The 22870-nt window shown below is 69.3% G+C and carries 20 protein-coding genes; 12 read left to right on the top strand and 8 right to left on the bottom strand.

The window, feature by feature from the left end; genetic code table 11:
- The first annotated feature begins 184 nt into the window (after positions 1–184).
- Entirely contained in the window at positions 185–1480 is a 1296-nt protein-coding gene (locus AP234_RS26270; RefSeq protein WP_152990627.1) for a mannosyltransferase family protein, read from the top strand.
- A 64-nt stretch (positions 1481–1544) separates the two neighbouring features.
- On the top strand, positions 1545–2615 hold the full coding sequence (locus AP234_RS26265) for an endonuclease/exonuclease/phosphatase family protein (protein ID WP_055482413.1): 1071 nt from the start codon (positions 1545–1547) through the stop codon (positions 2613–2615).
- Between the two features lie 152 nt (positions 2616–2767).
- Here AP234_RS26265 and AP234_RS26260 read toward each other — a convergent pair whose 3' ends face one another.
- The gene (locus AP234_RS26260; RefSeq protein ID WP_055482412.1) at positions 2768–3292 is read right to left on the bottom strand and encodes a gamma carbonic anhydrase family protein; all 525 of its coding nucleotides are present in this window, start codon (positions 3290–3292) and stop codon (positions 2768–2770) included.
- Between the two features lie 73 nt (positions 3293–3365).
- Positions 3366–5288, bottom strand: a complete 1923-nt coding sequence (locus AP234_RS26255) for a DUF222 domain-containing protein (RefSeq protein WP_160330487.1) — start codon at positions 5286–5288, stop codon at positions 3366–3368.
- Positions 5289–6878: 1590 nt separating this feature from the next.
- On the opposite strand from AP234_RS26255, the gene AP234_RS26245 reads away from it, so the two are divergent.
- Positions 6879–7955 carry a hypothetical protein gene (locus AP234_RS26245; RefSeq protein WP_055482409.1) on the top strand — a complete coding sequence of 359 codons (1077 nt, stop codon included), beginning with the start codon at positions 6879–6881 and terminating at the stop codon, positions 7953–7955.
- 770 nt (positions 7956–8725) lie between these two features.
- Entirely contained in the window at positions 8726–9988 is a 1263-nt protein-coding gene (locus AP234_RS26240; protein WP_063843091.1) for an alanine racemase, read from the top strand.
- Positions 9989–10008: 20 nt separating this feature from the next.
- On the opposite strand, the gene AP234_RS26235 is transcribed toward AP234_RS26240, so the two are convergent.
- On the bottom strand, positions 10009–10788 hold the full coding sequence (locus tag AP234_RS26235; protein ID WP_055482408.1) for a GntR family transcriptional regulator: 780 nt from the start codon (positions 10786–10788) through the stop codon (positions 10009–10011).
- Between the two features lie 294 nt (positions 10789–11082).
- Between AP234_RS26235 and kynU the strand changes: the two genes are divergently transcribed.
- A complete protein-coding gene (gene kynU, locus AP234_RS26230) occupies positions 11083–12312 on the top strand; it encodes a kynureninase (RefSeq protein ID WP_055482407.1) in 1230 nt (409 codons plus the stop codon).
- Positions 12313–12353: 41 nt separating this feature from the next.
- Here the strand turns inward: kynU and AP234_RS26225 are convergent, their stop codons facing one another.
- Entirely contained in the window at positions 12354–12764 is a 411-nt protein-coding gene (locus tag AP234_RS26225; protein ID WP_055482406.1) for a ClpX C4-type zinc finger protein, read from the bottom strand.
- Between the two features lie 419 nt (positions 12765–13183).
- On the opposite strand from AP234_RS26225, the gene AP234_RS26220 reads away from it, so the two are divergent.
- From AP234_RS26220 to AP234_RS26195, 6 genes are all read left to right on the top strand, one after another.
- Positions 13184–13804: a DsbA family protein gene (locus AP234_RS26220; protein ID WP_055482405.1), complete on the top strand. Its 621-nt coding sequence runs from the start codon at positions 13184–13186 to the stop codon at positions 13802–13804.
- Positions 13805–13928: 124 nt separating this feature from the next.
- Entirely contained in the window at positions 13929–14660 is a 732-nt protein-coding gene (locus AP234_RS26215) for a phosphatase PAP2 family protein (RefSeq protein WP_055482404.1), read from the top strand.
- A gap of 33 nt (positions 14661–14693) precedes the next feature.
- Positions 14694–15317 carry a hypothetical protein gene (locus AP234_RS38175; protein ID WP_055482403.1) on the top strand — a complete coding sequence of 208 codons (624 nt, stop codon included), beginning with the start codon at positions 14694–14696 and terminating at the stop codon, positions 15315–15317.
- 609 nt (positions 15318–15926) lie between these two features.
- Positions 15927–17771 (top strand): hypothetical protein, encoded by a 1845-nt coding sequence (locus AP234_RS26205; RefSeq protein WP_152990625.1) that lies wholly within the window; start codon positions 15927–15929, stop codon positions 17769–17771.
- 39 nt (positions 17772–17810) lie between these two features.
- Positions 17811–18794 carry a MinD/ParA family ATP-binding protein gene (locus AP234_RS26200; RefSeq protein WP_083502452.1) on the top strand — a complete coding sequence of 328 codons (984 nt, stop codon included), beginning with the start codon at positions 17811–17813 and terminating at the stop codon, positions 18792–18794.
- Positions 18794–19579 (top strand): hypothetical protein, encoded by a 786-nt coding sequence (locus AP234_RS26195; protein ID WP_055482401.1) that lies wholly within the window; start codon positions 18794–18796, stop codon positions 19577–19579. Before AP234_RS26200 ends, AP234_RS26195 begins: the two co-directional genes overlap by 1 nt.
- A 27-nt stretch (positions 19580–19606) precedes the next feature.
- Here the strand turns inward: AP234_RS26195 and AP234_RS37395 are convergent, their stop codons facing one another.
- The 3 genes from AP234_RS37395 to AP234_RS36630 form a co-directional block, all read right to left on the bottom strand.
- A complete protein-coding gene (locus tag AP234_RS37395; protein WP_160330486.1) occupies positions 19607–19747 on the bottom strand; it encodes a hypothetical protein in 141 nt (46 codons plus the stop codon).
- An 18-nt stretch (positions 19748–19765) separates the two neighbouring features.
- Positions 19766–20395: a hypothetical protein gene (locus AP234_RS26190; protein WP_055482400.1), complete on the bottom strand. Its 630-nt coding sequence runs from the start codon at positions 20393–20395 to the stop codon at positions 19766–19768.
- A 183-nt stretch (positions 20396–20578) separates the two neighbouring features.
- Positions 20579–20911 carry a hypothetical protein gene (locus tag AP234_RS36630; RefSeq protein ID WP_152990624.1) on the bottom strand — a complete coding sequence of 111 codons (333 nt, stop codon included), beginning with the start codon at positions 20909–20911 and terminating at the stop codon, positions 20579–20581.
- A 157-nt stretch (positions 20912–21068) separates the two neighbouring features.
- Between AP234_RS36630 and AP234_RS36625 the strand changes: the two genes are divergently transcribed.
- Positions 21069–21335, top strand: coding sequence for a hypothetical protein (locus tag AP234_RS36625; RefSeq protein WP_152990623.1), 267 nt, complete (start codon positions 21069–21071; stop codon positions 21333–21335).
- A gap of 109 nt (positions 21336–21444) precedes the next feature.
- Here AP234_RS36625 and AP234_RS26180 read toward each other — a convergent pair whose 3' ends face one another.
- Positions 21445–22626: a phytase gene (locus tag AP234_RS26180; RefSeq protein ID WP_235558385.1), complete on the bottom strand. Its 1182-nt coding sequence runs from the start codon at positions 22624–22626 to the stop codon at positions 21445–21447.
- Positions 22627–22870 lie beyond the last annotated feature (244 nt).

Here is a 22870-nt window from a genome sequence, read left to right as displayed (position 1 = left end):
TGCCGCAGTGGCTCCGGGGTAGTTTCGGCAGTGGTTCGGCGGTGGCTCCGCGGTAGTTCCGCGCTGCAAGTTTCATATAGTGCAACAGGCTGACCTGCCGGAACGCCGAATGAGGCGATGGGCGGTCACAAAGTGATCGTAACCTCTTGGCATAACCCTTTCCCGGCGTATGGAATAGGCCATCGTGACGGAGAATCAGCGCAGGGGGTCCGAGCAGGAGACGGTCTCCGACGACGCCGCGTCGGAGAATACGGTTGCCCGCGGCGTGGCTGCCGAGGACGCGGCGGAGCCTGACGGTGGGCGGGTGGACCCGCCGCCGCGGCCTGACCTGTCATCTCGCATGTCCAGCGCCATGTCGTCTTCGTCTGGGATGTCGTCACGGGTCCTGTCCCGCCCGGGTGACCGTACGGCCCTGCTCATCTGGTTCTTCTGGCACGTCGCCACGTACATCTACATGGTTCTGGCGGCCCCCGGCCGTACGGAGGCTCCCATCCTCGACCGGCTCACGCCGTGGGACTCCGACAATTTCATCGCCATCGCCCAGTACGGCTATGACGGCCCGCCGGACATGCCCGACGCGCCGAAGCTCACCGCCTTCTTCCCGGGCCTGCCACTGCTCCTGCGCTCCATGCACGTGGTCATCGAGGACTGGAGTCTCGCGATCGTCCTGGTCTCGTTCGTCGCGAGCGCCGTCGTGGCGGTGGCGCTGTCGCGGCTGAGCGAGTCGTACCGCGAGGGCAGCGGCGTCTGGACCGTACTGGCGTTCTTCCTCAGCCCCTTCGCAGTGTTCATGCTCGCGGGGTATTCGGAGGCGCCGTTCCTCGCGCTGGCCATCCCCGCGTGGCTGCTGGCCCGCAAGGGCCGTTGGGAGGCCGCCGCCGTCTGTGCGGCTTTCGCGTCGTGTGTCCGCATCTCCGGGCTCTTCCTCGCCCTCGGTCTGGCCGTAATGTTCCTCGTCGCACGCAATGGTCTGCGCGGCGTCGGCTGGCGCAAGGCACCCTGGCTGGCGCTGCCGGGGGTGCCGGTGCTGGCCTACATGCTCTATTTGTGGGGTCGTACGGGAAACCCGCTGGAGTGGAAGCACGTCGAGGCGGAGTACTGGGGTCGATACGCGGAACTGCCCTGGACCGTGCTCAAGAACACATGGCAGCGCTCGCTGGAAGACCCGGTGAGCCTGCAGACGTCCTATCGTGAGGAGATCCTGGCGGCCGCCGTGCTGGTGGTGCTGATCATCTGGCAGCTCGTCCGTCGCCGGTGGGCCGAGTTGGCCTATCTCGCGCCGCAGGCCGTGGCGCTGCTCGCGATGTCGTCCTTCTATATGTCGGTGGGCCGAGCCTCGCTGCTGTGGTGGCCGCTCTACCTGTCGATCGGCATCGCCGGAGCACGAAAGCCCTGGGTTTTCATGGCCTACCTATCGGTCGCTGCACCGGTCATGGCAATCAATGTCGGAAATTTCACCACTGGCGCCTGGGTGGGTTGATCGATTTCTGGCTATGTCACCGGTTATGAGGGGATTTGTCGCTCATGACCGGGCTGGATGGCCGGTGCTGGTGGTGGTCGCCGGTTTCGCGGTCATCTCGATGACGGTGGCCTGCACCACGACCGTTGGGCACGCCGGCGCCCGGGGCGTGCCCGGAGGCTCCGGGGCCGCCGACAGCCGTGCCGACAGCCGTGCCGACGGCCGTGTCGGTGGCAGGACTGACGGCCGTGTCGGTGGCAGGAGTGATGGCCGTGTCGGCGGTCGTGTCGGTGGCAGACTCGAGAACAGGTCCGGGGCCGGCGGACACCGGGTCAACGTACTGACCTATAACGTCTGCGCGGCCGACAACCGAGACGGCACCTGCACCCGCAATCTGACCCGGGGACGGCGCAAGCTGTGGGCGAGCCGGGTAGCCGGGCTCATCCGGAGCCGGAAAGTGGACGTCGCCTCCTTCACGGAGATGTGCTACGCCCAGGTGAACCTCCTGAAGCGTGAGCTTCCCCACTACCGGATGGTCTGGTACGGCATAGCCCGGGGCGGCGGGAACAAATGCCGTCGGCTGTGGAGCGACCTCCTCACCACGAAGGCCACGCCGCCGCCCGATGGAAAGCGCTTCGGCATGGCCCTGGTGCTGAAAGGCCGAGTCGACGGAGCTCCGCTGCGGCGGATGCTCAGGGTTGACCGGGCTCCGGCCAGCGAGAACACCACGATTCACCCGCGTGGCCTGCTATGCGCGCGAACCACCACGGGTCCCCGCCGCTCGGTATGCTGCGTGACACACATCTCGGACACCGAATCCCCCCGCCAGGTAATCGACATCGTCGCGCGGTACGCCGGTCGCAGTCCGGTGATCCTGAGCGGTGACTTCAATCGTCTGCCCGAGGACCGCCAGCTCGCTCCCGTGTACGGCCTCGGCCTGGGCAAGGGCGAATACACCGAGGTGGATGCGGTGCCGAATGGCGAAACCGACCGGGCGGCCGCACCCACGACCAGGGGCGGCCGAAAGATCGACTACATTTTCGCCAGTGAGGACGACTACCGTACGGCGGGTGCCGAGGTGATCAAGACTCGGCCTGAGCTTTCCGACCACAGACCGCTGGTAGGAACACTCATCATGAAAGCCCGCGTCCCATAGCCCGCGCCGACTTCGCTGAGTAAAACCACTTCGAGTTAGGCCAGTCGGAGCTGAGCCAGTCGGAGTCAAACCAGTCAGAGCGAAGCCAGTGTGACGAAAGCTTGCCTTGTGAAAGCGGCTTGGGCCTCACAACGGCCGCATCGCGAGACGCATCACAACTCCACGGCCTGCGAATGGCGGCGCGCCTTCGCCCGGTATCGCTCCGGCGTTTGGGCGAAGGAGGCCCGGTCGTCATCGGTGAGTTCGCGAACGATCTTCGCGGGGATCCCGGCGACCAGGACGCCCGCCGGGATCTTCCTGCCCGGTGGGACCACGGCTCCGGCCGCGATCAGGGAACCCGCTCCGATCACCGCGCCGCCGAGCACGACCGCGCCGATCCCGATGAGTGCCCCGGTCTCCACCCTGGCGCCGTGGACCATCGCTCGGTGGCCCAGGCTCACCCGGTCGTCCAGGACCGTGGGCTCTCCGGGATCCGCATGAAGGCAGCACAGGTCCTGAATGTTGCAGTCCGCGCCGACCTCGATCCGCTCGTCGTCGCCCCGCAGCACGGATCCGTACCAGACGTTGGCCCCCCGATCGAGCCTCACCCGCCCGACTACCACCGCGCCCGGTGCCACCCAGGCCTCGGGATGAATGGTCGGAGTGTCGTCGTCGTCCAGGCCAGCTATGTACGGCATGCCGCCATGATTCCACGGGCACCGTGAGCAGCCCGTCCCGGCATCTCACGACAGCCGTGACCGATGCAGTCGATCACGTGCGCTGGTGCCTTCTGGCGGGTGAGGGGCCGATGTAGATGAACTCCCAGCGGTCGGGGCCGGTCTTGCGGCGTTGGTAGCGGTCGGGGTGCAGGTAGCGGTCGCGGTTGTGGAATTGGCAGGCGGGGCCGAGTCTGGCCAGGTCGGTGCGGCCGCCTTCGCTCCAGTTGTCGATGTGGTCGATCTGGCACATGCTCGCCGGGAGGGGGCAGCCTTTCACCCAGCAGGTGTCGTAGCGGGCGGCGACGGCGCGGCGTTGGGCGGGGGTGGCCAGGCGGGTCTTGCGGCCCATGTCCAGGACCTGCCCCTCGGTGTTCATGACCAGGCGGACCAGGGTGGAGGTGCGGGCCAGGCGGTGGATGTCGGTGATGGGCAGCAGGTGTCCGGTGGACAGCAGCAGCCCGGGCAGGGTGCGCAGCACCGACTGCCACCGCCAGTCCCCGGCCTCGGGTCCGCTGTCCCCGAACCCGCCGTCGACGCTCCAGAAGCGGAAGCCTGTGCTCCTGGAAGTCGCACCCCCGGGGTCCACACCCCCACGGGGATCGCCGCGTCCGGGATCGCCACCGCCGGGATCGCCGAGGTCACCTCTGCCGGGGTCTCCGGGGTCGTCTCTGCGGTCGGCCCCGGGAAAGAATCCAGGAGCAGGCTCGGGAGCGGGAGTGGATTCGGGGGCGGGCGCGGGCGCAGAAGCGGCGCCGGGAGTGTGATCAGGATCGAGGTCGTCACCGGCGTCATCGCAGGTTTCCGGGCCGGTCCCTTTGCCGGTCGCATGTGCCGGGCCGTCGCTCCGGCCAGCGTCACCGGGCGCGGTGTCCTCAGGCATGGTGTCCTCGGGCATGGTGCCCTCGGGCATGGTGACATCAGGCACGGTGCTGTCGGGCCCGGTGCTGTCGGGCACGCTGTCACCAGCCATGGTGCCGTCGGGCGTGGTATCACCAGGCGCAGTGTCGTCGGGCGCGGTCTTGCCGGGAGTGACGTCGTCAGGCACGGTGCTGCCGGGCGCGGTGTCCTCAGGCTCGGTGTCACCGGACGTGGTGCCCTCGGAGGTGCCGTCTTCGGATGCGCTGTCTTCGGGCGCGACATCGTCAGGTGCGGCGTCGCCGGGAGTGGCGTCGCGGGGAGTGGTGCTGTGGTGGGTGGACTCCCCGGGGGCGGTGCCGTGTTCGGAGTTGTGGGGGGTGGGGTCGTCGGGGAGGGATTCAGCGTTGATCAACACCAGGAGTTCGGTGGTGATCTGCTGTTCCAAAAGTGCGATCAGCGTGTCGGCGTTACGGACTCGAAGCGGCCGGTCATCTCCCTGGGCCTTTGGTTTGGCGTAGGCGTCCAAAAGGGCCCGTAGCCGGGCGGCGGCCTCCCGCGGCAGACGGAACTCCCCCTCCACCCCACCGCTCTCGGTCTCCCGCAACAGCAGAAACCGGGCGTCGTAGTCGGCGGCGGCGTCCTTGACCTCCCCATCGGGGTCCAGGACCGCCCGCAGATACCGTCCCGCTTTGGCGATCTCCTGCGGGCCGGCGCAATCGGCCAGTTCCACAAGGATCGTCTCGGCCTTGGCCGCGTCCTCATCGCTGAGTCCGGTGGTGGCCGCGCAGATCGCCGCCACCACCGCCTCGGTCAGGTTCCCGGCGGCGTACCGTGCTTGTACTTTGGGCAGGCGTGCCAGTTCGATGCCCAGGGCGACGGTGCGGTAGGCCGTCCGGCGGCTCATCCCGCACACCGACCGCAGCCACGTCCGCGTCGAGGCGTGCCCGGTCTGGCGGGCCGCTCCGGCCGCGTGCACCCGCGCGGCCCGTAGGGCGATCGCCGCCTCCAGCCGATCCCGCGCGAACGCCAACTCCTCCACCTGCGCCAGACACACCTCCGCAGAGCCTGGGAGCGCCGTCACCGCCAACGCCAGCGCGGCCTCCCGCACCTGGCTCACCAACGGCCACGACAACACCCCGTCCGCGTCCGCGGAATCCGCCGCACACGCACCGCTCAGACCACCCGAAGAACCACCCGGAAAACCGCCCGGGGACCCCTCTGCAGGGACACCCGAGGCGCCGACCTCAAAAGCATCCGAAGCATCACCCGGGGAACCGCCCGGGACACCGCTCGGAGCATCACCCGGAGGGCCGACCGTCGCAGCACCGGAAGGATCACCTGAGGAGTCACCTGGGGAACCGTCCACGGGACCGCTTGAAGCACCAGTTGCGGGGCCGTCCAGGACACCGCCTGGAGCACCACCCGAGACGCCACCCCTAAAAGCGCCCGAAGCATCACCCGAGCTGCCGCCTCCGGAAGCGCCCGAAGCATCATCGGAGAAGCCATTCGAGGAGCCACTGAAGGAGCCACCGGAAGGGACATCCGCAGCCTCCCGGACACGCCGAAGAGCATCGTGATCACGGTCATCGATGCGCGCCTGGGGAACGTCGGCCGTACGAGCCGCACCAGCGGACACAGGAGCGCTTACACCGCCGCTGCGCGCGTCGCCTTCACGTTCTCCTGGGCGCGCACCGTTCCCGGGCACGCTGCTCCGAGGCACACTGCTCCCGGCCACTCCGTCTGAGAATGCGACATCCGAGGGCGGGCCGGGAACGGTGGCAAGCCAGTCAGGCCAGCCAGACCACGACGCGGTACCTCCCCGATCGTCGGAGGAACGGGCGGCCGCACGCGCCGACGCCTCGGCCCGCACCGCAGCCCACCACTCAGGACCCAGCAGCGACCGTCCCCCAGAACGCGACGAATCCGGATCGAACGATCCGAGCGGCTGGGTCAGCTCTGCCGGCTCCACGCGTCCCCCTTCCCGACTTCTCGCGAGTCACTGCCGCATCGAAAATCTGTACTAATAATCTCACAGCAAGTTAGTGAACGGCAACAGCTTTCCTCGATTAATTGAAAATAATTATGAGAGATAAATATCGATTGCAACGGATGTTCGTTATGTCGGAAATGAGGGATCGAGGAGATGGGATGGCAGATCAGGAGAAGATATTTACTCCGTGCCGCGGGGTGTGGACAGGGGGAGGTGCGAACTTGTGGATATGTCGAGTCAAGAGCGGACTCCACAATCACGTGCCACCGACCTGTCCACCGCCACCGACCGGCTTCCACCGATCGGCTTCCACCGACCGGCTTCCACCGATCGGCTTCCACCGAGACGAGACGACGACGGGGGACGGGGTGAGACGAGACGGGGTTGACGGGGGACGGGGTGAGACGGGGTTCCATAGATGGGGTGTCTGCACCGGGTGTTCGTCCGTCGAATGTCGTCCATGCACCGTCACCTATGGGATGGTCGATGGCGTCTTCCGGCACTCGCTCCTTGCCGGTCGTCGACGCGGGGCTCGGCTGACCCCTGCGCTCGTCGGCCCCCGCTGCCTGTCGTCTCTTCCACCCGCCGCGTCTGTTGCCCGAACGGTGGTGATTCTTCGGGAGGTGCGGCGTTCAGGTTGCGAGGGAGGTCGGATAGCAGGAAAGTCGTGTCCGGACGGGCGTTCCGTCGTTACCTTCCAACTCCCAGGGCTTGCCGATGACGAATCAGACCGACAACTTCCCCGACCTGATGAGCGACGACTCCTTCGAAGTGGTGATGCGCGGGTACAGCCGCCGCCAAGTCCACGACTACATGGTCCGGACCCGCAACCAGATCCGAGACCTGGAGGAGCGCCTCGCGCGTACGATCGACCAGGCCGAGCAGAGCCGTCTCGAGCTAGCCGAGGCCCGGCGCAAGCTGACGGAGTCGCCACAGAACCCCGACGAACTCGGCGAGCGGCTGAGCCAGATCCTCAAGCTCGCCCATGAGGAGGCCGCGGCCAACAAGCAGGCATCCGAGGCGGAGGCGGCCAGGCTGCACGACAACGCGGTGGCCGAGGCCGAGCGGCTGGTGACGTCGGCGCGAGAGCAGGCCGAGGCCATAAGGGGAGCGGCGCAGGAGGAGGCCGAGCGCCGGATCGCCGATGCCACCGCCACCGCAGAGCGGCTGCTGGCACAGGCCGGTGCGGACGCCGAGGAGGCTCTGGGTACGGCACGGGCCGAGGCAGAGGAGACCCGGCAGAACGCACGGGCCGAGGCCGACCGTCTTCTCGGCGAGGCGCGTTCCCACGCCGACGCCATTCTCGGCGCGGCACAGCAGCGGGTGGCGACGCTCGACGAACACACGGGCCGTCGTGTGGCCTATCTCACCGATACGCACACCGAGGTGATGCGCCGCCTCAACGAGATCGGTACGGTTCTGGGCGACCTGCTGCAGCGGGAGACGGCAGCGGGGCCGCTGATCGACGAGGCCGCCGTCCTGCCGCCCATGCCGTACCAGCCCTACCAGCAGCAGGCTCATCAGCCGGGCCAATCGGTCGCCCCTGAAGAGGCCCAGTCCTCGCCTGTACCGGTGGCGCCGGCCGATGCCGTCGCGGACGTCCAGGGGCATGCCGCAGCCGCTGAGGACATGGATCTGCGGGTGATCGTGGAGGACACGCGGCAGGAGGAGCAGACGTCCGTCGACACGGACCAGGTGATGGCGGAGCCGGTGATGATGGACGCGGTGACGGCGGAGTCCGTGGTGGTAGAGGACGACGTCGATTTCGGTCGGGTCCGTCGAGCGTCCGATTAGGTGACGTCTGACGAATCCGGCCGTGCTGCGCGTGGCCCAGGCGGCGCCTGCCTCACTCGGCGGAGACGGCGCCGACAATGCTGTTGTCGGCTCCTCCTCCGCCTTGCGACGCGTCCACCTGGACCCCGCCCGCGAGGGGCGGCATTTGTCGGAAACTCCCGACAGGGGTCCATGCGCCCTTGATGCCTCGATGCCGTTGATGGTTGACGACGGTTGACGCGGCGCTGAGGTGCACGCGTACGCGTTGGCCTCCCGCCAGACGATCTACAGGCGATCCGGCGCGGGGCTCTGGCACGGAGATCCGTCGCGGAGATCTGCCACGGAGATCTGGCGAAAAGATCTGGTAAGGCGATTCAGCGAGTCTCTGGTAGCGGAAGCCCCCGCCCCCGATCGGGTCGGGGGCTTCCGCGCTCATGGATTGGCGGCAGCGGCGCGTCGCTCCTGCTCGTGAAGCTGCTGACGCAGCCCGTCGGCCTCGTCGGCGTCGACCGTCATCGCGCATCCGGCACTTCGCTGGGCCGGCGTGAGCGGGCGATGCCGAGTGGCCCACCATCGGCCTACGTCACTCCGCCAAATTGTCCATTCCGGAAAGTCTCGGGCAATCTCGGCAAGGTGCCGGTCAAAGGGCATCCGTCACCTTCCCTCGCCTGAACGTGCGGCTGTTCTTGACTTCTCTCACCAAGGTGCGGGACATCTCTAGAGAAATCAATGATCGGGACGGTCAGGTCAACCTATCGGTCACATCTCGTACGGACACGATCGGGGGAAATATGACGACAGAACGGCAGAGTCGGCCTCAGGAGAAGGCTCCGAAGCGGTCGTGGGCGTTCGAACCGGGGTCGGCCGGGCCACTGCCCGCCTTCGTGTACGACCTGACGGAGCTGGACGCCCATGCGAAGGCCGTGAAGGACGCTCTCGGCGACGTCGAACTCTATTATGCGGTCAAGGCGAATCCCGACGCCGAGTTGCTGAAGGTGCTAGCGCGCCACGTGGACGGCTTCGAAGTCTCCTCGGGTGGGGAGCTGGCCCATGTGCGGGGGCTGCACCCTGACATGCCCGTCGCGCTCGGCGGTCCGGGGAAAACGGACGAGGAGCTGCTCAGCCCGGTCACCCGGCTCCATGTGGAGAGCGCCGGCGAACTCCGGCGTCTGATCGCGTCAGGACGCTCCGCCGACGTGCTGCTGCGCGTCAACCTCGATCTCCCCGTCGACGGTGCGGCGCTGGCGATGGGCGGGGGCGCCACTCCCTTCGGAATGGATCCGGGGGGCATAGCGGAATGCCTGGAACTGCTCGGCCGTCAGCACGCGGTCCGGCTCCGGGGGATCCACGCGCATCTGGCGAGTGGTCTTGACGCACACCGGATGCTGGAGCTGGCCGCGGCCACGCTCGACTATGTCCGCGGGCTCGGCCTCGTCGAGCACGGTGTCGGCCCCTCCGCAGGCGTGGGCGGCACCGGTGTCGACGGCGCCACGGATGTCGACGGCGCCCCGGGTGTCGACGACACCATGGGCTTCGGCCGCTCTACCAGGGGCGGCCGGGCCACCGGGGCCGACCAGGCGATCGAGATCAACCTGGGCGGCGGGATGTCGGTCTCCTATACCGATCCCGACCTGCGCTTCGACTGGGAGACGTACGGCAGGGGCCTTGCCGAGCTGCGCCGTCCAGACGAGGTGCTCAGGGTGGAGCCGGGGCGGTCGCTCACCGTCTACTGCGGGCGTTATGTGACCCGCGTGATCGACGTCAAGCGCGTCCACGGCGAGCTGTTCGCGGTGGTGGCGGGCGGGACCCACCACATCCGGACCCCGGCGACCAGGGGACACAGCCAGCCCATGGTCATCGCGGAGTCCGGCGAACCGACCACGATCGTCGGCCAGCTCTGCACGCCGAAGGACGTACTGGCCCGGCGCGTCCCCGTCGGTTTGAAGCCCGGCGACGTCGTGGAGTTCACCATGGCGGGAGCGTACGCGTGGAACATCTCCCACCATGACTTCCTCATGCACCCCAAGCCGGGCTTCCACTACATCGGAGAGTGATCGCCTGGAAGCTCCTGGCGTCACGCGTCGAAGTCGTACTGCAGCACGTAGGAGGCGGAGTCGAGGGTCATCTCGTTCAGTTCGACCGGTACGCCTCCGGAGGCGAAGGCGACCCTGGAGATGACGATGATCGGGGTGCCCGCCGGGAGCCCCAACAGCTTCGCCTCCCTCGGCTGCGGCATCCGTGCACGCACCTCCTCGGTGAAATGCACGGGCGGGTAGCCGAGATCGCCGAGGCGGGCGTAGACGCCTCCCGGCCCGGTGTCCGGCAGCGTTATCGCGCTTCCCTCGACGATGTCGGCGGGGAAGTACGAGGTCGCGAGCTGCACGGGCCGTCCGTCCACCGAATAGCGACGGCTCCGTACCCACACCTCGTCACACCTCAGCGCTCGGGAGACCGGCGCGTTCGCGGATTCCCGCCGGAGGTCGAGCTCGTCCACGGCGTACGCCCGGCCCGGTGTGTCGGAGTCCCAGATGGCCCGGCCCTGACCCCACTGCTCTCTGGCGAGCCGCCGTGATCCGTGCCGCCGGATCGGACGGAACAATCGGACATACACTCCCGAACCACGCCGCGGTACGGCCAGGCCCTCGTTGATCAGTACGGCGAGTGCCTGGCGTGCTGTCGCCCGAGCTATGCCATATTCGGCCATGAGCGCGTTCTCGCCGGGTAGTCGATCCCCGTCGTCCAGCGCGCCGGAGAGGATCTGATCGCGCAAACGATCGGCGATGCGGCGATAGACCGGTGAATCCTGATGCCTCGGGGGTACCGGGGGCGGTGGGGGCACGGGGGACTCCGTCACGTTTGATCACCCTCTGTCACCAACGGGGATTGGCGTCTCCAGAGAACTTGCCCCGTCCTGTCCACGATTGCACAGAGTCTGTCGTTGATCCCGTGCTTATTTTGAGCGCATCGTGCTCGTGTGGTGATCTCTGGGGGTTATAGCCGTCCGTTACCGCGACGCTGTCTTGGCCGCATTGATCCTTATTGATCCTCCGCCCGCCCTCCTCTGTCGCACCCGGCGTGGCCACCTGGCGAGACCAGCCCATAAAGGGTTATTTATGGACATAACCGCAGCAACCAAGGGAGCCGACCTGTGGCCATCACCCGCGCTGAATGCCAGGCCCTCGACGCCGAGGACCCGCTGAAGGACTTCCGGGAGGAGTTCTCGCTGCCTCCCGGAGTCATCTACCTCCTGGGGAACTCGCTCGGCGCACTGCCTCGCCGGACCCCCGAGCGGGTCGCCCACACCGTCGAGACCGAGTGGGGCGTGCATCTCGGAGCGAGCTGGAACACCGCCGGCTGGTGGGACCTGCCCCAGACGACGGGCGACCGGATCGCGCCCTTGATCGGAGCCCGGCCGGGTGACGTGCTCGCCGGCGACTCCACCTCGGTGAACATCTTCAAGGCCGTGACGGCGGCGCTGCCGCTGCGGCCGGACCGCCGCGTCATCGTCTCCGACCTGGACAACTTTCCGACCGATCGTTATGTGGTCGAGGGCGCGGCCCGGGTGCTGGGGCCGTACGAGATCAGGGACATCGGCGGGAACGGCGGATCGCTGGATGAGGCGCTCGACGACCACGTGGCGCTGGTCCTGCTCTCCCACGTCGACTACCGAACCGGCGCGATGCGCGACATGGCCGAGGTGACCGCCCGGGTCCACTCGGCGGGCGCGTTGATGATCTGGGATCTGTGCCACAGCGCGGGCGTCGTGCCCGTCGAGGTGGGCGAGATCGACCTCGCGGTCGGCTGCACGTACAAGTACCTGAACGGCGGCCCGGGGGCGCCCGCGTACATCTACGTGGCTCCCCGGCATCAGGAGGCCGTGCACAATGTGGTGTCCGGCTGGCACGGGCACGCGGCGCCGTTCGACTTCGAGCCGAGCTACCGGCCGGCGCCCGGGGTGCGGCGGTTCGCCGTGGGCAGCCCGCCCGTGTTGTCGTACGCCGCGCTGGGCGCATCGCTGGACATCTGGGAACGGGTCGACATGGCCGCGGTCAGGGCCAAGAGCGTGGCGCTGACCTCCCTCTTCATCGAGCTGACCGACGCGCTGTGCCCGGAGGTGGCGCTGGTGACGCCGCGCGATCCGGCCGGGCGGGGCAGCCAGGTCAGCTACCGTCACGCCGATGGCTATCCGGTGATCCGGGCGCTGGCGGATCGCGGGGTCGTGGGCGACTACCGGGAGCCGGAGATCATCCGGTTCGGGTTCGCTCCGCTCTACGTGCGGCATGTCGATGTCTACGACGCCGCGACGACGATGGCGGAAGTGCTCGGCGGGGAACTCTGGCGGGACGAGCGATACGGCCGGCGGCTGGCCGTCACGTGAGCCGGACTCGCGGCGGCCGCCGCCTCTTCAACGGCGGCCGTTCACCCGCGGCGGCGGTTGAGCCCCGCGACGATCTGGCCGGCCAGGGCCACGCAGCGGTCGCAGATGCGGCCGCCCTCGCCGTGGACCATGTGGACCCGGGGGCCGGGCGGACGCCGGCAGAAGGAGCAGGCGGCGTCGCGCTTGCGCTGCCGGTTGACCAGGTGGCGGTGGGCGAAGGCCGGAGTGAAGCGCCGTCGCCTGGCCGGATGCCTGACGCGCCGGAACCGTTCGATGATGGCGATCCAGGACAGCCCCGCGGCGCGGGCCTCCCGTACGGCCAGGTCGATCAGGGGGTCCGCGTCACCGGGCGACTCCACGCCGAGGGCGATCGCGGCCGACAGGGTCTCCAGGGGATCGGCGGGGTCGGACGAGCGGGAGCGGGCGTGCTCCAGTAAATCTGATGGCTCCATGGCGGCAACCATAAGTCTCGGTTATAAGATCATCAAGCGGTCCTGACGGGGCCCATGCGCCGGAGGCGCATGCCGCATCCGGGATGCTTCCGGGATGTCTCCGGGACGCCCGCCGGCCTGTCCACGGGCCTGCCGATGGGGACCGCGGACGGCACCCGACGGGACCGCGACGGGACCCGACGGGACCGCGACGGGACCCGACGGGACCGCGGACGGCACCCGACGGGAACGCCGACGGGGACGTCATGGGAACCCGATGGGAACCCGGTGGGAACGCCGCCGGGAATCAGGAGAGGCATCCCGAGGTTGCTTGAGACGAACCCAGATGGCGGACCACGGCGGCCGGTCGCGACCCCGGCACCGGCCTGGCTCGGTCACGCCACTCCTACCCAGGGCCGTTCGAATCAGGAGAACATTTGATGACGGAAAGCGTGCAGCGCCCCAAAGTCGACTTCTACTTCGACCCCGTCTGCCCCTTCGCCTGGATCACCTCCCGATGGATCCTGGAAGTGGAGAAGCAGCGCGACATCGAGCTGCGGTTCCGGGTGATGAGCTTGTCGGTGCTCAACCAGGACAGGGAGAACCTGTCCGAGGAGTACCGCGATCTGCTCGGCCGTGCCTGGGGCCCCGTACGCGTGTGCATCGCGGCCGCCGAGCACAGCGGCGAGGGTGTGCTGCGCGACCTCTACTCGGCGCTCGGCACCCGGATCCACAACCAGGACATCAAGGACTACAGCGTCGCGATCAAGGAAGCGCTCGCCGAGATCGGCCTGCCCGCCGAGCTCGCCGAAGCCGCGGACGTGACCGACTACGACGAGGCGCTGCGCCGGAGCCACCACGAGGGTATGGACCCGGTCGGCATGGACGTCGGCACGCCGACGATCCACATCGACGGCGTGGCGTTCTTCGGACCGGTGCTGAACCGCATCCCGCGTGGTGAGGAGGCGGTCAAGGTCTTCGACGGTGCGCTCGCGATGGCGAGCTATCCGTACTTCTTCGAGCTGAAGCGCACCCGCACGGGCGAACTCGACTTCACCTGATCCGCTTCCCCCTGATCCGCTTCCCCCTGAGCCGCTTCCGTCTGATCCGCGTTCGCGGTGGTCCGCGTTTGTCGGACACTCCCTAAGGTCTGTAAAACCATGGGAACGCGAATGCGGAGGAAACGTGCTTAAAGAGATCGATGACGTCCCAGACGTTCCGGATGTCAGCATCGGGTGGTACCGGGACGTCGTCGGCTTCGCCCAGGGGACACCGTCGTGGGTCAGGGACTGGGCCGAGATCGGCACCGACGCGATCCCGGCGCTCATGGCGGCCTTGTTCGCCGTCGTTCTGTGGCGGGCATGGCGGGGTGCGGACCGGCCTGGTGTGGGCCGGTCGGGCGCGGACCGGTGGGGTTCGGACCGGTGGGGTTCGGACCAGGGGGGCGCGGGGCAGGGGGGAGCAGGACGGCCTGACCCCCGGGCGTTGGCGCTGGCCCTTCTGGGGCCCGTCGCGACGGTGACGGCGTACCTGTGCAGCGAGCTGATCAAAAGCATCCTGAGGATGCCCCGGCCGTGCTGGCTGTCCGGTGAGACGCTCATCATCGCGACCTGTCCGGAAGCGGGGGACTGGTCGCTGCCGAGCAACCACGCGACGTTCGCCGCTGCCGCGGCCACGGCCCTGGTCATCGCCTGGCGTCGGATGATCGTCATCGCGCCGGCGCTGGCCGTGATCGCGGCCGCTTCACGGGTCTTCGTCGGTGTCCACTACCCCCATGACGTCGCGGTGGGGTTCCTGCTCGGCGTGATCGTCGCGTCCCTGGTGATGGCGGCGCTGCTCACCCCGGCCACCGCGCTGGTCGCCCGGCTGCTGACTCGGCTGACTCCCCAGCGGCCGGCCCGGCATCGCATTCGGTGAGCGCGGAGGGCGGAAGCCCGCGGACGCCGGGCGGTGCCGACCGAGGACGGTGCGGGAGCGGGCTATCTGCTCGCGGGTGCGGGTGTACCAGACGTGCTCGCCGTACGAGCCCAGCAGGGCGTAGCAGGCCATGAAACGGTCGAGGGCGGCGCGCTCGTCACCCCGCCACCGGCAGACCTCGCCCAGCGTGTAAGCCGACAGGGCCTCCCCCAGGGCGTCGCCGACGCGGGCGGACATCTCCATGCATTCGGCGAGCATGGTCCCGGCCCGGTCGCGGTGCCGGCCAACGCCCTCGGCTGCCGCGACCTGTGGCGGGTCAAGACGCTGCCGCTGCGCCGTGCGTTCGGCCGGCTGACTTCCGAGCAGGCCGCGGAACTCGCCGGGGCCGCCCCCGCCGACCTGCGGACCGGCCGCTGGTTCCGCTGGCTGTGGGTGGCCGGGTTCGCCGGAGTCCTCGCCTGGTTCCTCTTCTTCGTGGTCCCCGTCGCCGTGACCGTGATCGAGTGGGCCGTGACCGGCCTGCTCCTCGGACCGTTCGACCTCCGGTTCTGGTATTCGCTGCTGTGCACGGCACTGCTGCTCGGCCCGGAAGTCCTCGCCGTCTTCCTGGCCGTCAGGGAGTGCGCCCGCCGGGCCCGCGCCGGGACGACGACCTGATCCGCATGCCGGACCCGTCTCGGCCGAGGCCGGTCGCGTCACCCGAGCCGACCGGTCGCGTCACTCGAGCCGCGGCCGGTCGATAACCCGGGCTGGGCGGTGCCGATGGCGGAGTCTGACCATGACGTCATCGGCTGGTAAATCCCGTTCACAGCGCCACTCGACTGATAATGAAAAACATTCGCATCCCCGGTGTGTGTGATCCGCGACCGGCGTTACCGGGCCTGGCCGAGTCGCCATACTTATATTTCCGAATCCGGGCGAGTCCGGTGATCCGGCGAGGAGCGTCTCCAGAGAAGTCGGAGGTCATGGGCATTGAAACGGATGGTCCTGCCATGCCGTTTTCGGATGACCATATCTTCGCTATTTGGGGTTATCATGAAGTGATGATTTCTGAGGTTCTTTTCCTTCCCAACAGAAGGGTGTCAGTCTAAGATCTCAATCTATGTATCGGTATGTAGCAGATTTTCCAGCAAGGTGCGTGCGGCTCCAAAGTCGCAGTGATGCTCACGCCGAACATGCCTCATACGCCACTGCCCCCGTGCCCGGACGCCGATGAACCCGCCGACCGGTACCGGGGATCCCGCGCTCGATCCGGGACGCGGGACGGTGGCGGTTTGGGTGGGCGAACACGGCGCCCACCTCGTCGACTACGCCTCCCATCACCTCGATCCGGCCCGGACGATGACGGTGGTCACCGCCGCCCTGGCGGCCTGCGTCCGTCAGAACGAGCCCGGGAACGTTACAGACCGCGCCCGGCTCCTGGCCGCCGTACGCCGTGGGTGCGCCGACGACCCCGAACGCAGGGAAGGGTTCCGGCCGGGCCCGGGCCCCGGTACACCCGACGACGAGGCGGTCAGGCGGGCGTGGTCCCTGGTCGATCCGCTCGGCGCGGAGACGCTGCGCCTGCTGTACCGCCACGAGCTGACCCCCCATGATCTCTCGTATGTGCTGGCGCTGCCGTTCCGTGAGGTCGGCAGGCTCGTCGCCCGGACGCAGGACATCGTCGAGATCCTGGTGAGCGGGCTCGACGGCCTCGCGCGCGGGCGTCCCCTCTGCCCGGACCTCGGCCCACTCGCCGCCGCGGTCTTCCCCGCCCACCCGGAGCGATCGACGACGCGGTCGGCTCACCCGGCCGCCGCGGACGCGGGTGCCCGTACGGCCCTGCTGAGGCACATCGTGACGTGCCTGGTGTGCAAGCGGCCGATCAACATCCGATACACGGTGCCGCAGATCCTCTCCCACCCGCCGATCGCCGCCCTCACCCCCGAAATCAGACAACGCCTCACCGAGGCCGATCCACCACCGCCCGAGCCCGACGCCGGCACGCGGTCTCCGTCCCCTCACGGGCCTCCCGCGTCGTTCGGCGTGCCGCTCGCCGCGCCCGTCGTCGCGAGCCCGGCGGCCGCCGCGCCGGCCCGGCAGCCGCCCACGTCTCCGCCGCCCACGTCTCCGCGGCCGCCCACGTCTCCGCGGCCGCCCAAGCCTCGGGCACTGCCCGCGGGGGACGGCCGGGCGGAGACGCCGCTGTACGACGCGCTGCTCTCCCAGATCAGAGCTCGCGCGATCCCGGCACGTACCGGTGACGAGACCCCGGCGGGGGCCGAGCCGGGCCCGGGCGGCTCTGCCGAGCCGGGTCACGTGTCGATCCCGAGCGAGGCGCCCGCGCTGAGCAGTTTCTCGGTCCCGGGCGCCGATCCCGCCGCCGGCAGGCGACCCAGGGAGCTCGGACCGGGCGCCCGTACGGCACGGCACGCGCTGCCTCGCGGCCGGGATCACGATGATTTCGACCTCGAGGGCGGCACCCCGGTCAGAATCCTCGAGATGATCGCACGGGTGGGAGCGCTGATCCGTGCGACCGCCATCCGGATCGTGATCATCGTGGTCGCGGGCGCGGCGGGCACGGTGGCCGGGATCAATCTCCTGGCCCCGGCCGGCCAGACCGGCGAGGCGACCGGATCTCTCCACCCTTCCGCCGCGGGAGCCACGGCCGTCGGCGGCACCGCCGACGGGACCACCGGAGCGCCGACGTCGGCCGCCTCCCCCGATGCCGATACGGCCGAGCCCGCCATCTCGGAGTCCACCGCCTCGGTGCCCGGTGCCTCGGAGCCCGAGGTCCTGAAGGCCGAGGGTGAGGGCGCGGAGACCGACATCCTGTCGGTCGGCGGCCTGCGGATCCCGTCAGAGGTCGAGCTCGACGATTTCGGCCGAGGTGAGATCACTCTCTCGACCACCTCCGACAAGCCCCTCAAGTGGCGCATAACGGCGAATGATCTGGACGTCAAGCCGTCGAGCGGCACGCTGCGGCCCGGTCGGAGCGACACCGTGAGCGTGCGCGCGGCGCGGGTGCGCTACTGGTGCGGCCCCCCTCCGCCCGTGTCGGCCCCGCTGGTCCTGCACGGGTCGTCCCGCTCCAAGAGCGCGATCGTGACGGTGCACTGGCGTACATGCTGACAGCCCCCCTCATCTTTTCTCCGCGAAAGGACCCCGGCCATGCGCGAGACCCACACCCCTGCGCCGACTCCGGCAGCCGAGCATTTCCCGGAGACGGTGCCGCTCACGGCGGAACATCTGCTCACGAACCGCCGCAGTGAGCCGGCGGGCGGGTGGCGGCGGCTCGTGTACCGACTGACCGGGGGCAGGATCATCCCGGCGGAGTCCACAGCGGAGTTGGAACGGCGTACGCTGATCGCCCACGCCCAGACCCCCGTCGCGAGCGGTCATCACCGGATAGCGGTCATGAGCCTCAAGGGCGGCGTCGGCAAGACCACGACGACGGCCGCCTTAGGCAACACGCTGGCGTCGCTGCGCGGCGACCGGGTGATCGCCATCGACGCCAACCCGGACCGTGGGACGCTGGGGCTCAAGGTCAAGTCGGAGACCGCCGCGACCATCCGCACTCTGCTCGCCGAGGCGCCCAACGTCGTCCGTTACGCCGACGCCCGGGCCTTCACCTCGCAGTCGCCGGCCCGGCTGGAGGTCCTGGCGTCCGACTCGGACCCGGCGGTCAGCGAGGCGTTCGACGCGGAGGACTACCGTACGGTCGCCGGGTTGATCGAGCGGTACTACTCGATCTGCATCACCGACTGCGGCACCGGGCTGCTGCACGGCGCGATGGGCGCGACGCTGGAGATGGCCGACCAGATCGTGCTCGTCACCATGGTCGCGGTCGACGGTGCGAGCTCCGCCGCCGCGACGCTCGACTGGCTCACCGCGCACGGCCACGGCCGCCTCGTCAAGAACGCCATCGTCGTGCTGAACGCGGTGGAGCCGAAATCGCACGTCGACGTGGACCTGCTGGAGCGACATTTCACGCACCGCTGCCGGGCCGTCGTACGGGTGCCGTTCGATCCGCACCTGAAGGAGGGGGCCGAGGTCGACCTGACCCGGCTCCGGCCGACCACCCGCGGCGCTTACCTGCGTCTGGCCGCCGCCGCGGGCCAGGCGTTCGGTCAGCGTCCCGACCGGAGCAGCTAGTGGCGACGATCGATCGCGATCCCCCACCGGACCCGATGCTCGACTGGGACTCGGATCTCGACTGGGATCTCAGCCCGCAGCGGCGGTGGAATCCGCGCCATGTGCTGCTGGTGATCGTCGGGCTGGTCACCGTGCTCGCGGCCGTGGTGATCGTGCTGCAGACCCGGCGGGCGGAATCGAAGGAGGTCCCGGCCCCCGTCCGTACGGCACCCGCCGTCGCGCTGGCGGAGCCGGGTGGGCGCGAGGGCGCGGCCGGCTTCCCGATCGGTTTTCCCCAGACCGAGATAGGGGCGGTGTCCGCCGCTTCCGCCACGCTCGAAGGCGCCTGGACGCTGGACGGCGCCCGGGCCGAGCAGGCGGCCGTGCTGTACGCCCCGCCGGACCAGCGCGAGGCCGCCCGCGAGGGCGCCAAGGCCGTCGTGCGGGGATGGCGGGAGACCCTCGGACTGCCCACCAAAGGGGAACTCCCCGAAGGGGCGGCGCTGCGTACGCAGACCATCGGCGTCCAGTGGCAGGCCCGAGACGACGACCAGGTCCAGGTCTCCGTGCTGGTCCTGGTGACCGCCACCAAGGGAGGAGACGACGACACGTCCGTCTACTCCAGTCCGTATGCCATGAACCTGCTCATGACATGGCTTCCCGACGCGCGCGGCGCGGGCCAGGGGGACTGGGTCAACATTCCCGATCCCACGCCTCCCGCCGTGCCCGCCGCGGCCCTCCCCGGAACTCCCGAATTCGCCGCCGCCGGCTGGAAGTCCATCACCGGCCCCCGGCCGACTCCCTGACCACCCCCCACCGCACCGAGAAGAGCCTCACATGACCCCTCGCATGTCCCCAAGACGTACGACCCTGGTCTCCGGCCTGCTCCTGGCGGCGGTCTCCGCGACGGCGGGCGCGGTCGTCGCCCAGCCGTGGAGCGCCGCCGCGCTCGGGTCGACACAGGCGTCGAACACGCCAGGTACGGTTCCACCTCACGACGCGATGTCCCCGGCTCCCGTCTCCTTGATCGAACCGGCCGCCACGGGCGACAGGACGCCCCGGGGGGAGACCTCGGCCGGGGACGGCACCGCGTCCAGAGGCGGCTCCCGGGCTTCGACCGACTCGGTGGCCTCCACCGATTCGGCGTCCTCGAACGACGGCACGTCGGCCGGGGACGGCGGGGCCTCCGACGACTCGACGTCGGCGGACACCGGCGGCGATCGGTCCGCCGCAGCCGACTCCCGGTCGTCTTCCAGTGAGTCCACCTCCAGTGAGTCCACCTCCGGCGAGTCGTCTTCCGGCGAGTCCGCCTCCGCTGCGTCGACCTCCAGCGAGTCGAGTTCCGGCGAATCCGCGTCAGGTGAGTCGTCTTCCGGTGAGTCGTCTTCCAGCGAGTCGAGTTCCGGCGATTCCGGCTCCAGTGGATCCACGTCGGGTGAGTCGACCTCCGGCGCGTCCACGTCGAGGGTTCGTGAATCGAGATCCCGTGAATCGGACGGGCGGGATTCGGCCACCGCCGACTCCGGACGCACGAGTCGGACGTCCGACTCGGACTCCACGGCCACCGCGCGTCGGTCACGATCCCAGCCGGCTGACGGGTCGGCGGGCGGGACCGCGAACACGGCCTCGGCCTCTTCCGCTCAGCCCGGCGGACAACCCGCCACAACCCCGTCGCCCATCGCGAGCCCTGCACCCACCGCGAGCGCGACGCCGAGCGCCACTCCGGTGGCCACCGCTTCGCCGGGCCCGAAGCCCGATCCCACGCCCAGCCCGGCGCCCGGCTCAACCCAGAATCCGACGCCGACTCAGAATCCGACGACCGCGCCGAGCCCGTCTCCCACCGCCAAGCCTTCACCGAAACCCACCGCGAAGCCGACGGCCAAGCCCAACCCCAAGCCGACGGCGAAGCCCACTACGAAGCCGACAGCGAAGCCGACGGCCAAGCCTGCACCGAAGCCCACCGCGAAGCCGACGGCGAAGCCCACCCCCAAGCCGACCGCCACACCGACGGCGAAGCCCACCACCAAACCGACGGAGCAGCCGCCGGCGCCGAAACCGAGCCCGTCCGGCGAGGTGTCGCCGACGCCGCTCCCGACGCCGCTCCCGACGTCGACCGCCACTCCCACGGGCCCGGCCACGCCGCTTCCCACGACGAGCCCTCCGGCCCCCACACCGACCCGGGCGCCTGTTCCTCCGCTGCCCACTCTCCTCCCGACACCGCCCACGTTCGAGCCGTCGCAGCCCGCTCGCGTACTCGACGTCCGGCCCATCCCGCCGCTCAAGATTCCCGGGGCGGTGCCCGCCCTCGTCTCCGGTGCCGAGGCGGACGCCTGCGGGTACGGCGAGGGCGCAGCGGAGTGCTGGACGCTCGCGCCCTGGCGTGGCCGTACCGTCCCGCGGAGCGCCTGGGTCTCCGGTCAACCGCTCTCCCCGTCGGCCACGCCGAACTGGGCGTTCGCGCCGCCCAGCGCCGAGTCGGCGGCCAAGACCGCGGCGCCGCCGGCGGACCGGGCCGGCTGCTGGGCCTTCAGCCCGTTCACGCGGTGTGCGACGACCGGGTGACGTATCGGAACGGAAAGCGGTGAGCCCCCGGTGATCGCCGGGGGCTCACCTCGTCGCCGGCGCCTTTGCGGCGGCCGCTGAACCTGACGAGACCGGGTCGCGGCCGTCGTCAGTCGCGCGGGTCCCAGCCGTCGGTGTCCACGTCCAGGTCGAGCTCATCGGCGATCTCGTCCCAGCCGACGAACTTGAAGTTCGTGTTCTCCCGGTCCGGGGTCGCGGGCGTGTTGGCGCCGTCGTGCGCGACGAACAGTCCCTCGTCGAACTCGCCCAGTGGGACGTTCAGCACGGTCGATCCGTCGCTGTGCTCGACGCCGTCCACGCCGTCGTCGGTACCGATCCGGAACTGGCCGAGGTAGGAGTTCGACCCCTCCCTGCGGTAAACGGCGAAGGTGTTGTCGCCCTGGCTGGAGGCGAGCAGATAGCCCTTGCCGTCCTCCCGATAGTAGATCGTGAGGCCCTCGGCGTCCGCCGCGAGGTGCCGCCCGCCATAGCCCGGATCCACACCGGGCGTGCACTCATCGGTGGCCGGGTCGTAGGTGGCCGGCACGCCGTACTCCTTCACCCGGTCGACCAGCACCGGTGTGCCGGTGAGGTCGGCCCGCATCCGCCAGATGCCGACGTCCTCCTGAGCCGCGTAGAGGACGTCCCTCTCCTGGTCCACGACCATGCCCTCGACCTGGGGCTCCCTGCCGGGCTCATCGCACGGCGTCCAGACCTGGCCGTTGGGCAGGGTGAACGACGCGGGCAGGTCCAGTGTCCTGACGACCTCGTAGCCGACCTTGCCGCCGGGCTTGGCCAGGAGCTTGACCAGTCCGACGGAGGTCCTGTGGCGGCGGCTCACCAGCGCGTAGGTGCCGGTGGAGTCCTTCCAGGTGGCCAGGCCGTACGCCGTCTCCTTGTCGTTGACCTGCTCCTGGGTGGCGTTGAACACGAACGGCGCGGCCGGGTCGGTCACGTCGGTGAGCCCGCCGCGCGAGATGGAGTAGATCCTGATCTGGTCGCGGCCCCGGTCGGAGACCACCGCGAGGTCGCGGCCGTCGAAGCCGTAGGTGACGTCGACGTTGTTGAACCTGCCGACCTCGTCGTCGGGGGTCGGTCCGGGGGGAGCGGGGAAGTGCTGGCGCTGCCGTCCGTCGAGATCGTAGACGAACAGCCCGGCCTCCTTGGCCGTACCGATCACCACGCTCCTGCCGGAGTCGTTCGGGTCGACCCAGATGGCGGGGTCGTCGCCGTTGGCATTGCCGCCCGCCTCGTCGTCGAACAGGGCGGGGGTCTCCAGTTCCGGGTCCACCGTGGGAACCCCTTGACCTGACGCGGGTGCCGCCAGAGCTCCTACCAACGTGATCGACATCGCTGCCAGGAGCAGACCGGGCAGGGGACGCATCGCGCCTCCTCGGTTGGGGGGATGATGTCACCGCGAAGGTAACTATGAAATGAGGTCAATGCAATAGGATATTCATATGTCTTAACATACTGACGTAAGTCCGCAGGATGGCGAGCAGCGATGACGGATGACGCCGATCCGGGTCGGGGCC

Origin of the sequence: Sphaerimonospora mesophila (assembly GCF_001417795.1) — a bacterium.
Taxonomy (GTDB): domain Bacteria; phylum Actinomycetota; class Actinomycetes; order Streptosporangiales; family Streptosporangiaceae; genus Sphaerimonospora; species Sphaerimonospora mesophila.
Note: the sequence above shows the minus strand (reverse complement) of the source record. Positions and strands in the feature narration are given on the sequence as shown.

Bases quoted from the DNA above. Each gene is read 5' to 3' on its own strand.
- AP234_RS26260 (WP_055482412.1), bottom strand. From the start codon at position 3,292: ATGCCGTACATAGCTGGCCTGGACGACGACGACACTCCGACCATTCAT.
- AP234_RS26245 (WP_055482409.1), top strand. From the start codon at position 6,879: ATGACGAATCAGACCGACAACTTCCCCGACCTGATGAGCGACGACTCC.
- AP234_RS26240 (WP_063843091.1), top strand. From the start codon at position 8,726: ATGACGACAGAACGGCAGAGTCGGCCTCAGGAGAAGGCTCCGAAGCGG.
- AP234_RS26225 (WP_055482406.1), bottom strand. From the start codon at position 12,764: ATGGAGCCATCAGATTTACTGGAGCACGCCCGCTCCCGCTCGTCCGAC.
- AP234_RS26220 (WP_055482405.1), top strand. From the start codon at position 13,184: ATGACGGAAAGCGTGCAGCGCCCCAAAGTCGACTTCTACTTCGACCCC.
- AP234_RS26200 (WP_083502452.1), top strand. From the start codon at position 17,811: ATGCGCGAGACCCACACCCCTGCGCCGACTCCGGCAGCCGAGCATTTC.